General features: G+C 56.6%; 10 protein-coding genes. 3 read left to right on the top strand and 7 right to left on the bottom strand.

All coding sequences use genetic code 11. From position 1 onward, the window contains the following. Positions 1–4 precede the first annotated feature (4 nt). From ACFSSA_RS02205 to ACFSSA_RS02195, 3 genes are all read left to right on the top strand, one after another. Entirely contained in the window at positions 5–694 is a 690-nt protein-coding gene (locus tag ACFSSA_RS02205; protein WP_386818136.1) for a hypothetical protein, read from the top strand. 142 nt (positions 695–836) lie between these two features. After that, on the top strand, positions 837–2,414 hold the full coding sequence (locus tag ACFSSA_RS02200) for a glycoside hydrolase family protein (protein ID WP_386818135.1): 1,578 nt from the start codon (positions 837–839) through the stop codon (positions 2,412–2,414). A 51-nt stretch (positions 2,415–2,465) separates the two neighbouring features. After that, positions 2,466–2,852 (top strand): hypothetical protein, encoded by a 387-nt coding sequence (locus ACFSSA_RS02195; protein ID WP_386818134.1) that lies wholly within the window; start codon positions 2,466–2,468, stop codon positions 2,850–2,852. Positions 2,853–3,015: 163 nt separating this feature from the next. Here the strand turns inward: ACFSSA_RS02195 and ACFSSA_RS02190 are convergent, their stop codons facing one another. The 7 genes from ACFSSA_RS02190 to ACFSSA_RS02160 form a co-directional block, all read right to left on the bottom strand. Then, positions 3,016–4,278 carry a glycoside hydrolase family 117 protein gene (locus ACFSSA_RS02190; RefSeq protein ID WP_386818133.1) on the bottom strand — a complete coding sequence of 421 codons (1,263 nt, stop codon included), beginning with the start codon at positions 4,276–4,278 and terminating at the stop codon, positions 3,016–3,018. A gap of 20 nt (positions 4,279–4,298) precedes the next feature. Then, the gene (locus ACFSSA_RS02185) at positions 4,299–6,116 is read right to left on the bottom strand and encodes a sulfatase-like hydrolase/transferase (RefSeq protein ID WP_386818132.1); all 1,818 of its coding nucleotides are present in this window, start codon (positions 6,114–6,116) and stop codon (positions 4,299–4,301) included. Between the two features lie 263 nt (positions 6,117–6,379). Then, the gene (locus ACFSSA_RS02180) at positions 6,380–7,912 is read right to left on the bottom strand and encodes a sulfatase family protein (RefSeq protein WP_386818131.1); all 1,533 of its coding nucleotides are present in this window, start codon (positions 7,910–7,912) and stop codon (positions 6,380–6,382) included. A 55-nt stretch (positions 7,913–7,967) separates the two neighbouring features. Beyond that, positions 7,968–9,452 (bottom strand): hypothetical protein, encoded by a 1,485-nt coding sequence (locus tag ACFSSA_RS02175; RefSeq protein ID WP_386818130.1) that lies wholly within the window; start codon positions 9,450–9,452, stop codon positions 7,968–7,970. 41 nt (positions 9,453–9,493) lie between these two features. Then, a complete protein-coding gene (locus ACFSSA_RS02170; RefSeq protein WP_386818129.1) occupies positions 9,494–11,188 on the bottom strand; it encodes a c-type cytochrome in 1,695 nt (564 codons plus the stop codon). 6 nt (positions 11,189–11,194) lie between these two features. Continuing rightward, positions 11,195–11,650 (bottom strand): sulfatase/phosphatase domain-containing protein, encoded by a 456-nt coding sequence (locus tag ACFSSA_RS02165; protein ID WP_386818675.1) that lies wholly within the window; start codon positions 11,648–11,650, stop codon positions 11,195–11,197. 18 nt (positions 11,651–11,668) lie between these two features. Next, complete coding sequence (locus ACFSSA_RS02160; protein WP_386818128.1) at positions 11,669–12,679, bottom strand: sulfatase-like hydrolase/transferase; 1,011 nt, start codon at positions 12,677–12,679, stop codon at positions 11,669–11,671. Between the last annotated feature and the right edge of the window lie 13 nt (positions 12,680–12,692).

The following is a 12,692-nucleotide window of genomic DNA, read 5'->3' as shown; positions in this document are numbered from 1 at the left end:
ACCCATGAAAACCTACAACATTATGCTCGTTTCCGTTACCGGAATCCTCCTCTCCTGTCTCGCCACAACCCAGGCTGCTTTGTCGATCACCAACGGTGATTTTCAGGCTCAACCTGCTAGTGGTAACAGCAACGCCGTCACCAGTTGGTTTGAATCATCAACGACTTTCAACTTCGCTGACTATGTCTTGAACGACTCCTCGGTAGGCGGCGATACCGCGCTACTATTCGAGAGTAGCGGCGGCTTTATTTACCAAAGCCTGGGAACGCTCGACATGACTGATATTGCCGCAGGTTCGTTCAAGATCTCGGGGACGGCTGTAAAACGCGCCGGGCGGGCGTATGCGGATGACGTAACGATCGAAGCGTTTTCTGGAACCTTCGCCAGTGCCGCCGATGGAACTCCTCTGACGGGCGTGAGTTCGCTGGGATCCTTCGTGATCGATAATTCGGTATTCGCTGGCATACCGCAGGGCACCTTTGCGGAGTCTGCGTTTTCCAGCTCCGCGTTCGATGTCTCCAGCCTATCCGCGGGCACCGAGATCTGGCTTAGAATTGGTTCAAACAAAGGTGTCGGAGGAAGTATTGCTCCCGGGGTGGACGATCTTTCTGTCGCGTTAATTCCCGAGCCTACCGTCCCGACCCTGCTGGGTGTTTTCGGAATAATGTTTTTCCTGAATCGCCGCCGGAAATAGCTCCTTTCAACAAATCATTTCGCAGGAATTCCACGCGGATTGAATTCCTGCGTTATTTCTCACTCTTTTAGAGAGAGGTGGTGGGAGGTGACGTGTCGCCAAATCAGTTCCCATGGTTTCGACCCACCAACTTTTGTTTCTTATGTATTTTCCCCATCTTTGCTCCGCGATGCTTTTGGCTTCCAGTCTTCCTCTCCTCGCGATTGTTCCTGAAAAGACCTTGGTTAACTACTTTCTGGCAGCTGAGCCTGTCGAGCCACTGGTCTCAGAAGGCATCTGGGGAGACGGCAATGTGCTGCCGCGTGATATCCGCAATGGCCTCGAGGATCCGGACATGGACCAATGGTGTTACTGGGATGGTAGTATCGTGAAGGCGGATGACGGCCGCTATTTCATGTATGCAAGCAGGTGGGATCAGAAGTTTCATCATGGCACGGGATGGACGGAGAACTCCAAGGCCATGATCTCGGTGAGCGACAAAATGATGGGGCCGTATGCCGATCTCGGCGAAGCGTGGCCGGAGTGGAAAAACTGGAATGGCGACATGGGATCCGGCCACAACACCGTGGGGCTCCGGATGCACGATGGTCGCTATGCCATGGTCACCAGCGAGATCACCATGGGCGAGGTGTTTGCTGCGAAGGATCCCGCCGGGCCTTTCGAGTGTTTGGGCCGCATCAAGGTGGATTACAACGGGTTTCATCCAGGCCTCGCGCGTTACAACTTTGCGCCTTACAAGATGGCGAATGTGATGATTCTGCCCATCGAGAATAAGCGCTACATGCTCATGGGCCGGAACTGTGCGGTGATGATCAGTGATGATGGTGTCACCGGTCCCTACAGGATGATGGGCGATCAAATCTGGAAAGACCTTGATGGTGTGCCCCAGAAATATATGGAGGATCCGACGATCTGGAGGAGCGATGGCTTGTTCCATGTGGTGGTCAATCACTATGCGACGACGGATCTTTCGTATCACCTGACATCGGAGGACGGGATTCATGATTGGAAAAACCGAGGCATCGCGATGAGCAAGGAAGATGGGGGGATCTTTCGCTACACGAACGGTGTCCGGAATGAGTGGTATACGGTCCAGAGGCCGACGGTGTATGTGGAAGATGGAACGGTAAGACTGTTCAACTTTTCCGTCATCGACGTCCATAAGGGAAAGGATGACGGCAATGACAAACATGGCAGTAAAGTGGTGTTGGTGCCCTTCGATGGTGAGGCCTTCGGTCGCGACATGCGGGCGCTGGTCTCACGGGAAAACGAGATCGCCGATCAAACAGCGCCTCCGGTCCCGTGGGTGACGGATGATATCGGAAATGCGGGCGGAAACAGCGGTTTCGATGCGAAAGTGAAAACGGTGCGGCTGCGTGCCGGGGGAGGCCTTGGAGCGGAGTCTGCAGATACGATCCGTTTCCTGAATCAAAAGCAAAGTGGTGACGTTGTTTTGACCGCCCAGGTGCTGTCGCAGGATTACACGCCGGACGCAGCCTCTGCTGGCATCATGTTCCGCAAGAGTCTCGACCAGGCATCAGCCTCGATTGCGACAATGATTGTTCCCGGAAAGGGTCTGGTGCAGTATCTTCGAAGCCGGGATGGTGAGATGAATCAGGTCGGGGTGATCGAGAAACTCCGGGCGCCGTATTTCCTGAAAATGATCAAGCGCGATGGACGGATCGAAACGTGGATCTCTCAAACCGATCGGCATAATTGAAGGGAACTTGGTTCGGTCGATTTCGATCTCGGCGATGAGTTTCATGCCGGGGTGGTGGCTACCTCTAGCAATGGAAGGGAAGGTCTGGCGAGATTCAAGAAACTCGATGTTCACGCCGTGGGCAGTGAGGACCGCATGCTGACGCACGATCTGCCGATGCGGATGCCGGCTTCCGGAAAGGTCACCTTTCATGTCAACTTCGAGACCTCCCAGCCGAGGGATATCATCGTCGGTATCCAGAATACCGAACACTGGACCGGATTGAATTCGGTCCGGAAAAGCGTCGATGGTCTCGGTTCGGTGGAGATCGAGTATCAGGCGGAAGGTGGTTTGAACCCGGAATCAAGCTACCAGTTCATTCTTCAGATGGTGCCGAAAGACGGGGATTGGAAACAGCAGATCGATAGCTCCACAGTGGTCATCGAGGAAATCTACTGATGGCTTTGTCCGATCGGTTTGTGACGTTTCAACCCGTTCGGAGGATGAAAATCTGTTGTTAGTGGCCTGTTGGCTCAATCAGTATCAACGGATTTTCCTGTTCCCATGTACCTAGGCCTACCGGGCGGAGTAAAGATGCACGAACCCGCAGAAGACTCCCGGCTTATTGACTTTGGTGGGCGCGGCTTTCTGATTCGATCCGCTCGCGCTGCTCCTTGCTCAGGCCCTGGCGGTAGTAGACATCCGGACGATGATTCACGCGGTGCTCCTTCATCTGGGGATCATTCACATCCAGGCTCAGATCGCAGTCGAAGCGGACCAGGATCGAGTGGTTCCTGCCTTTCCCTCCCTGATTGATGAAATGGGCGAGTCCCCAGGTGATACCGCGACCGTCCTTGGTGTCGGTGAAGGCATCCGGGATATATGGCGCTGCAGCGTAGGGCATCAGCTCAGTGATCGAGGCGATCGAGAAGTTTACGCCGTCCTCGGCATACTGGATGGTATTATGTTCGGGCCCATCCTTATAAACCAGCGCTGCAACACCTTCCTTGAAAGGGAACAGAGAGGTCTCATGACCGGAAGTGATCACCGGATTCAACGGATGTTTTGTAAACGGACCCAGCGGATCCTCTGCGATCGCGAGACCCTGCATCCGCACTTTGTGCGGGTCCCGACCGAAATCGGATTTATAATAGATGTAAATTTTCCCGTCTCTGACCAAGGGGTAGGGATCGTGGATTGAATACTGGTCCCATGCGCCTTCCGGACCGTTCGGAATCACAACCTTGTTGGCCGCCGTCCACGGACCTTCCGGCGAATCCGCATAGGAAACCGCCACCGGGCAATCATCACCGCGAGTGCCGCTGGCCTCCATGAATCCCTGATAGTAGAGATAGTATTTTCCCTTCCACTTCAGGATATCGGTGGTTGTTACCGAGCGCCAGCCGACCAGAGGTTTCTCCGGCCGCTTGATTGCCACGCCCTGCTCCTCCCAGGTGAAACCGTCGGCGGAAGTAGCATACCAGATTTCGGAAAGATCCCAGTCAGCGGAAGGAATCTCATCCGTCGCCTCAGCCGCACGATGCATGCCGACCGGCGGCACCTTGGTGTCCCGCTTGGTATACCAGACGTAGTATTTCCCGTTTTCGAAAATGATCTTTGATGGATCGCGACGCGACACCGTCCCATCTCCGTCGCGATAGTCGAAGCCCTTCAGTTCGGTGTATTTGAACTGGCTGAAAAGCTCGTTGTCCTCGGGTTGCGGAGCCGGGTAGTTATCGTAGATCCGTTCCATCGCCTCGCTCAACTTGCGATCCGGCTTCTCCTTGGGCAGTTGGTAGGGGAAGGGCGCTTGTTCCTCCGCCGACAGGCAAACCGTGGCCAGCTGTGCAAGCGCGAGAGTGATCAGGATTGGGGCATTTTTCATAAATCTCAAAGTTGCGTTTCTCAGAGCGAGGGAATCAGCTCCGCAGGGATATCCGCCTTCTTGTCGTCGGCACCCTTGGCGAATTCACTGAGCGAATAGCGGTTTTCCTGCGTCCAGTCGCACTCGATGCGGCGATCACCGAGCACGATGTTGCCAAGTTTGTTACGGAACCACGCGGCGAGTCCGCTGTAGGCGGGATCGTTGGCGACGTTGTTGCGCTCGAGGGGATCGTATTTCAGGTCGTAGAGCGCGAGGTCGACTTTCTCCACCGGGGCCTTCAGTGCCCAGTCGATGTTTTCACCCATATTCTGCGGATTCACCTGTCCGGAAAACGGTCGGCTGCGCATCGAGAAGCGGAAGCGCTCGGTGTGCAGGTAGGCCCGCGGGCCGGTGACAAGGTGGATTTCGCCCAGTGTGTAATCGCGCTTCGGTGCGCTGCCATCTCTCACATCGAAGAGGCTCACGCCGTCGAGGAAGTCGAGCTTCGGGTCCTTGAGATCCATGCCGCCGGCTGCCAGAAGAGTCGGCGCGAAATCGACGAACTCGACCATCGTATCGCAGCGATCACCGGCCGGGACGAGCTTCTTGTCCGAGGAGACGAGGATCGCGGCATTGTCCACGGACTGGCGCCAGGGGCCGAACTTCGCCATGATGCCCTGCTCGCCGAGGTGCCAGCTGTGATCACCAATGGTGTAGAGAATCAGGTATTCCTGCCCGTTCGCCTTGCAGTAATTTTTGAAAGCCTCGACGGCCTTGCCGATTTGCGCGTCGCCATGGGCGCAGAAGGCGTAGTAGTCCTGGATCGCCTGCTGCTTTTCGGCATCGCTCATGCCTTCGATCTTGCAGCTGTTATAGAGTTTCATGAGCTGCGGCGGGAACTTCGCCAGCTCCTCATCATCGAAGTCCGGGACGCGATACGTCTTCGATTGGAAGCGCTCGCGCACCGACTTCGGCGGCAGCACCGGTGTGTGCGGGAAGTGGAAACCGAGATGGATGAACTGCGGCTTCGATGGATCCGCGCCTTTGAGTTCCTTGCCCCACAGCGTTTTGTAGCTTTTCCCGGCGTTCGCCAGGTAGTTCATCATTTCCGTGGCGATGTGCGCATCGGCGGTATCGTCCGCAGGCTTGGGATTCACGCCGCCAAGGATCAAAACTTTGTTATGGGCGTTCGTGTAGGAGCGCAGGATGTCGAACTCCTCGTCGGTCTTCGCCATTTCCGCGCGGTCTTCGTCGGTGATGTCACCATCCTTGCGATTGAGGAAATAGGTTCGCTTGCGGCCGTCCGGATAAAACACCACTTCTATTCCGCCTTTTCCAAAAGCTTCCAAAGTCGCCACATCACCCACGCCGTTCACCTGCAGGCCGTTTTTATCGTGAACCTTGATATCGTAAAATCCCGGGTCGTTGTAGCCCTGACCCGGTCCCCATTTATAGATGTAGGGATCGTCTTTCCCGAAAGCGGCGGTGGCATAGCCCTGCTCGCGCAAAAGCTGTGGAACGACCGGCCGCACGAAATCCGGTGCCTGGTGTGTCAGTTGGAAACCGTAATGACCGATGCGGAAGGGATAGCGTCCCGAGTGCATCGAACCACGCGATGGTCCACAGACGGGTGAGTTGCACATCGCGCGGGTGAACATCACGCCCTCGGCTGCGAGCTTGTCGATATTTGGCGATTCCACGTATCCGATCGGGCTCTCGTCCTTTCCGAAAACCAGACGGTTATAGGCTGCGACCGAATCGGGCCGTTGGTCGTCGGTGACAATCCAAAGAATGTTCGGTTTTTTCGCCATCGCAAGGGACTGGAAGGCTAGGAAGAGAAAGAAAATACGTGGTTTCATGTGAGAGAGCTCCGGGGGTCTTCATTGAAGATTGTATACAATACGTTGGTTGACGAGGGATATTACGCATTGCAGGGATTTTTGGGAGCTTGCTCTCGTTTCGAGCGCGTCAGGAGGTGGAATGATCGGGGGGCCGTCCCACGGCCTGCGGCGCGGTCATTCCCACTCGCCGGAAAGAAGTATTCGTGCCCCGGGTGAACAGCGGGGCAGTGCTGGCCAGGAGCGGAAATCGTCAGATCTATGGCTCTCTCTTGAGTCGTGGATCAGCGGGTGAATTCCGCGTAGCCATATGGCAGTTCCTTTAAATGTTGGCTGAGTTCTCTTTTCATTTCAGCCAGGACTTCCGCATATTCGGGATTGGTCGCCAGGTTGTTCTTTTCCTCGGGATCTTTCTCCAGATCGTAGAGCTGATCAGCGTCCCACCAGTGTGGAAACTCCGCCTCCCGGCGCTTGAACTGATTGAACATCGGGATCTCGCTGGTGCCGAACTCGGCACTGGCATCGACTTTGGTGCCCTCCGGAAAACGAACGGCGACGTATTTGAACTTATCGGTGCGCACGCCCCGCATGAGGCCGATCTCGTAGTAGGCGGATGTCCGCCAATCCGCCGGAAGCGTCTCGCCCCGGAGTAGCGGAGCGAAGCTTTTCCCGTCCGCCTCGATTCTCGGAGGGAGAGGAATGCTGGCAATCTCCAGTAGGGTCGGTGCCCAATCCACATTCTGGGCCATCACGTCGGAGGTGGTCCCGGCGGACTTGCTGCCTTTCCACGAAGCGATGCATGGGGCGCCGACTCCACGGTCGTAGAGCGAGCCTTTTCCGACCGCCTCCTGGTCGCTCATGACGATAATGATCGTATTTTCCAACAGGCCGAGTTCCTCCACGGTGCGACGGACCGCGCCGATGCCGTCATCAAGCCAGATGGTCCACGCGAGATCCTTGGGAATGCCTGCCTCTTTTGCACGTTCCAGGACGCTTGTGCGGCTGGGCATGCCGGTTTCCGGTGCCTCATCGAGGAGCCCCGCGACGGTGATGCGGGAATCCTGGTAGAGCGATGGAGTCGGCTGGGGGCCGTGGGGCACGGTGGTTGCCATGTAGAGGAAAAATGGCTGATCCTTGCTCTGGCGGATGAACTCCTGGGCTCCTTCGACGATCCACTCCATGTTGTGGAATTCCTTGGCCTTTGGCTCCTTGCCCTTGGTGTTGATGTTGCTTTTGTAGACGCGGGAAGCGTAGTCGAAGCCGAAGTTTTCCTTCATGGCCTCGCACCATTTTTCCTGCCGCTGCTTGAGGTAGCTGTCGATGGCTGGATCGGTGAGTTTGCTCTTGGCTCCGAAGCCCGCAGGGACATCCAGGCTCTTGGAATCCACTCCTCCCAAATGCCATTTGCCGACCATGCCGGTGCGGTAGCCTGCGGCCTGGAGAGTCTTCGGGAGGTTGGGGCGGTCGATCTCCAAGGAGGTGTTCCACCCGAGTGATACGGGCTCGTTGGGCTTCGCTTTTTTGCCCTCCTGGACCATTTTTTGGGCTTTGCCGGCGTAGCGTCCGGAGAGCGTGGTGTAGCGGGTAGGCGTGCAGACCGGAGAGGTGGTGGTGAATTGGGAAAAACGCAATCCATCTGCGGCGAGCTGGTCGATGTGCGGGGTTTTCACTTCGCCGCCGAAGCTTCCCATGGTTTCCCGATCATGGTCATCGGTCATGATGAAAATGATGTTGGGTGGGCGCTCGTTCTCGGCCATGGCCGGTGATGCGGCGGCAAAGATGCCGAGAAATAGGAATGTGAGAGGTTTGAGTTTCATCCTTCGGGGAGGGTTGGTGTGTTTTGAAGCGTTTGGCTGGAGTTATTGGAGGCTACTATTTTTCCGAGGGGATTTCGTTGAGCGTATAGTAGGCATCGGCGTGGAGCAGAGGCTGTCCTGCCTCATTCCGGAGACCGGCAAGGCTCAAGGCATGCACATGGCCCTTGGTCATCGGGTCGACTTTGATGACGAGGCTTTTGCCATCATCGGCCACGGAAGAGATACTCAGCTGCGGGTGGACGATATCCAGCTCCGGGCTCCCGTATTTCTTTCCATAGCCGTAGGTGAAAGCTTCCATTTCCAAGGCGTCCGCTGTGGCGCTTTGTCTGTCAATGGGCTGGGTGAAGGTGAGCTCGAATCCATCGGCACGGACACGCATTTCATGGACTTCGAAAGGCGTCTTGCCGGTCCAGTCGACCCGTTCGAAGCTGTAGGGTTTACCGCCCTTGGCACCCCAGCCACGATTCGATCCGCCGGTGAACATTACGCCACTTTCCGTTAGAAGAAGGCCGATGTTGCCGCTGCTGAATCCTTCGAGAAACGGGAACATCGCGCCTTGGTAAAAGCCGTTGACCTTCTCGAGGAAAACGCGGTGAACCCGGGAAAGTGTTTGTTCCGCGACGAAGACTTGACCGCCAAAGGGGCCGAATTTTCCCTCGCTCAGATCGGGTTCTATACCGGTGGGAGAGTTCCCGACAGTCTGGTGGGGAAAGATGACGGCCGGCGGGATGAAGGTGGGTGTCCGCTCGCGCACCGCTTCGATGCGATCGTCGGTCTCGTAGTCGGGATGTGGAGGCTTTTCTCCCATCACATCACCGGCGTATTCATACCAGATGTTGCCATTGGGGTTGCCTTGATAGGAGCCCGGCTTGATCCATTTCAGGGAACTCGACCCGTTCCACGCGCCCTGGTTGTCTGTGTAGAACGCGTCTCCTTCGGCATTGAATCCGACACCGCCCGGCGAGCGCACGCCGGAGGCGGTGGGAGTCATGGTGCCGTCTTCATTGACGCGTAGGATCCAGCCGCGATACATGGAATCCGAGGTGAATGAGCCGGTGAGGCAAAGAGCGCACCAAAGATTGCCTTCCTTGTCGAAACGGGAACCGAAGGTGTATTCATGGTTCGTTCCGTTGATGCCCCAGTCGTCGCTGACGCATTCGAAGTAGTCGGCGCGGCCATCTCCGTCCTCATCCTTGATGCGGGTGACCTCGGGGCGTTGCACCGCGTAGAGCCATCCGTCCCTATAGGCAAGTCCGAGTGGCTCGTGGAGATATTCCGCGAAAAGGTTCCACTTCGCAGGGGTTCTGGGATGGGCGAAGGCATTCTCGATCGTCCAGACCTGCCCCCGCCGGGTGCAGACGGCGACCTTGTCTTCAGGCATCAGGGTGATGCCGGTCACTTCCGCGGAGACTCCTTCGGGGGCTTGGAAGGAGGTAATGGTGTAGTAGTCCGACTCTTTCGGCTCCTCGCAAAAGGCAGTGCCGTGCAGAGCGGCTGCGGCGAGCGCGGTGATCAGAGATGGGGAAAATCGGGTATTCATGGGCTGTTTTCTGAAATGGAGTTCTACCGATGATTCGCGGCTTACGGTTTGGACGGTTTCGTGTCCGGGCTTGAGGTTTTGCGGGGTGCCAACCAGCGATAGGTGATCTTGATTTCGCCCGGCTTTTCGATGCGGGCGAGGATTTCGGACTGCTCTGTGGATTTTCGGGCGAGAGGCAGCGCTCCTTCCAGTTTGATGGATAGCTTGTCAGTGGTGATCCATTCGTTTTCTTTAACTTCCTTGTCGGAAGAATACGTATCGCAGATGCGGAGATAGAGATTGGCTTCAGGTTCCCCCTGGAGTTTCAGCGTGCGCACAATGGCATCCTGCCCTTCCAGTGTCGCTGGAGCAAACGTATCGGTGATTTCCAGGCTCCGGTAGCGGTAGATAAATGTCGGGAAACGTTTTTCATCGAGGCGGTAACCGACGAACTGGTAGTCGGGGTGCTCGATGTCGAAGGTGATCTGTTTCTGCGGGTTCGCGGTGTCCCGTTCATATTTGATTTTCGCTTCGGAGAAGGCCACCCAAGGTGTTTCCAGGCTCTCGAGGATCTGGAAAGGCATGCCGTTTGCCGGAGCCAGCCGCGGGCCGCCGAGGGGTTGGCTGCCGGATCCGCGGTGATTCCAGTGGGGTGCGACATCCAGAAACGGACCCCGCCATATCTGGGCGAGGTTCAGCGTGCCGGCATTCCAGGAGAGGTTGATGCCGCCCGGATAGCCGACCGCGATGGCACGCGGCTTTTCATCGGGTAAAAAGGCCCGGTGGACGATGGCCTCGCCGTGTTCCGGCTGCAGCACGATCGGTGGGTAATCGGTTTCTTTTTTATTCTTGCCGTTGCTGATGGGACGGTCGCCGAGATTGATCTCTCCGAGAGTTTTGCTCGTCATTGAGAGGGCTAGCCGGGCTTTGCCGCCATTGAAGAGATAATGGACTTTGAAAGTATGTTCACCTGCCTCGAGTTTCTCCGTGGCAGTGGTGATGCTCGCGGCATTTTCGCCCTTTGTGACGAGCATGTTTTCCCCATCCACGATGAGGGCTCCCTGGTTGAGCGCCCAAAGGGCGAACTCGTAGTCGTCCGAATGCTTGAGAGTGAGATCCCCCTCGAAAACCGCCGCGAAGGCACGCTGGGAGTTCTCAACGACATTGAGAGTGAGCTTGTTGCCTGCGATTTTTCCGGTTTGGGATGGCTTGAGGGTGGAAAAGTCCGGGAGTTCTTCCCAATGCCCCTCGTAAATCGAGTATCTGAGGTTGGAGATCAGCGATCCGGCCTCCAGACGTGCCAGGAGTTGCTCCAGTTCCTTGCGTTTCCATGCCGTTGTCCGCGATTTGAACTCCGAGCGGACCTTCTTCACGAACCTGGGAGTGATAACTCCTTTTTTCCCCGCGAAATCGTTCCTGATATAGGTGCTGACTGCGGCGATTTGCTCGTCATTGAGCGCCTCTTCCAGCGGAACCATCACCTGAAGATATTTGTCATCCTCTTTGTGAATGCCTTTCAGAATAATCGCGACGAGAGCTTCCGGGCTTGATCCGACGAAAGCCGAGTCGTGAAGGCTCGGCGCCATGACAATGTCCCCAGCTTTGCCTCCACGTCCGTCAGCACCGTGGCAAAGCGAGCAGGATGTGAAAGTTTCCCTGCCGAATTGCAGGACTTTCTCGTCCTGGGCTGCTAGCGCGGAGGTGAGAACAGGAATTGAGGTGGCAATCAGGAGAGAGCGGAAGGAGGCGTATTTCATGAAAGATCAGTGGGCGGTGCTTTGGGTTTGAAAACGGGGGAGAAAGCCATGGTTCGCCTCTTTTGCCATGGCCTTGAGTCGTCCAATGACATCGGGGTGCTGCGAGGCGATGTTCGTGGTTTCGTCGGGGTCTGTCTGGTGATCAAAAAGCATGATCTCTTCCTTCTGATCATTGTGAAAGAGCGCCATGCGGTAGCGATCGGTCCGTAGACTGATGATGTCGTTCCAGAAGCTGGCGACGAAATCTTTGCCGGATTGATCGGGATCGCGGACGAGTTTGGCGAAGCTTTCGCCGTCGAGACCGTCGGGTAGCGGGAGTTTGGTTAGTTCACAGAGCGTTGGATAGAGATCGATTGAGGCCACCAGCCCATTGGTGGGAATGCCGGGCTTTTCCAGCTCCGGGGTCCGCACGATCAGGAGGCTGTTCAAGGCTCGCTCGAAGGTGCTGTGCTTTCCCCAGATTGTGTGGTCACCGAGGTGTCAACCGTGGTCACCCCAGAGGACGACGATGGTGTTTTTGTCCAGACCGGTTTCACGTAAATGATCGAGCACCTTGCCCACCTGGGCATCCACGAAGGAGACGGCCGCGCAATGGGCGTGGATGATTTGGCGTGCATAGTCATCGGACAGCGGTGTCCCTGCGGCCGCCTGCTCGGGTTGGTCGCGATAGCTCCTGAACTCGTTGCTATTGTGCAGAAATTCCGCATCGACAGCGGCGGGGAGTTCGGGGTTGGTCGAGAGGGGAAGCTCCGAGCGATCGTAGAGATCCCAGTATTTCCGGGGTGCGGTAAAAGGGAGATGAGGCTTGTAGAAACCTACGGCCATAAAGAAGGGCTGTTGGTGCTCCGAGAGCTCCGTCAGCTTGGTTTTCGCAAGCTCTGCGAGCATGCCATCCGGATAGGCGATGTCTTCCACCTCCGCGGATTCGAAGGGGGCGACCCCGCCTTTTTTCCGATCCTTTCCGGAAACAAATCCGTGGAGGAGCGAGCCCTTCCATTCCGGCATTTCCAGCTTTACGAACTCGCTCCAGCTGTGGGGAAGCTCGGGGCCTCCGGTTTTGGTTTCCTTGTCATATCGATAGCCGTTCTCGCTGTGGCTGATCTTTCCCATGCCGACGGTGTGATAGCCATGCTGCCGGAAATGATGCACCAGGGTTTCGGGCTGCTCCGGTTCGGTCGTCCCGGCGAGCTTTTTCGACAGGGCGTGGTGATTGATCTCATCACCGGAGCGTGGTGTCCTGCCTGTCAGCATGCTAGCGCGTGAAGGCCCACAGGTCGGCACCTGCACGTAGTGACGGCGGAACAAACGCCCCTCGGAGGCGATTTTGTCGAGGTTCGGAGTGAGCATGTGCTTCTGCCCATAGGCGGCGGTTTGGGGCCGCATATCATCGATGCAGATGAAGAGCACATTGGTTTTCGCAGCAACCGCCGCCTGGGACACAGAGGTCAGAAGCGAAGCCAGCACGCAGGCTAGGTGAAGAGATCGAGACACAGTGGAAGAGAGG

Origin of the sequence: Luteolibacter algae (genome assembly GCF_042683045.1) — a bacterium.
Taxonomy (GTDB): domain Bacteria; phylum Verrucomicrobiota; class Verrucomicrobiia; order Verrucomicrobiales; family Akkermansiaceae; genus Luteolibacter; species Luteolibacter algae.
The sequence above is the reverse complement of the archived record's forward strand: the minus strand, read 5'-3'. Positions and strand labels throughout refer to the sequence as shown.

Excerpts from the sequence above, each read along its gene's own strand:
- ACFSSA_RS02205 (WP_386818136.1), top strand. The coding sequence starts at position 5 with ATGAAAACCTACAACATTATGCTCGTTTCCGTTACCGGAATCCTCCTC.
- ACFSSA_RS02200 (WP_386818135.1), top strand. The coding sequence starts at position 837 with ATGTATTTTCCCCATCTTTGCTCCGCGATGCTTTTGGCTTCCAGTCTT.
- ACFSSA_RS02190 (WP_386818133.1), bottom strand. The coding sequence starts at position 4,278 with ATGAAAAATGCCCCAATCCTGATCACTCTCGCGCTTGCACAGCTGGCC.
- ACFSSA_RS02185 (WP_386818132.1), bottom strand. The coding sequence starts at position 6,116 with ATGAAACCACGTATTTTCTTTCTCTTCCTAGCCTTCCAGTCCCTTGCG.
- ACFSSA_RS02180 (WP_386818131.1), bottom strand. The coding sequence starts at position 7,912 with ATGAAACTCAAACCTCTCACATTCCTATTTCTCGGCATCTTTGCCGCC.
- ACFSSA_RS02175 (WP_386818130.1), bottom strand. The coding sequence starts at position 9,452 with ATGAATACCCGATTTTCCCCATCTCTGATCACCGCGCTCGCCGCAGCC.
- ACFSSA_RS02170 (WP_386818129.1), bottom strand. The coding sequence starts at position 11,188 with ATGAAATACGCCTCCTTCCGCTCTCTCCTGATTGCCACCTCAATTCCT.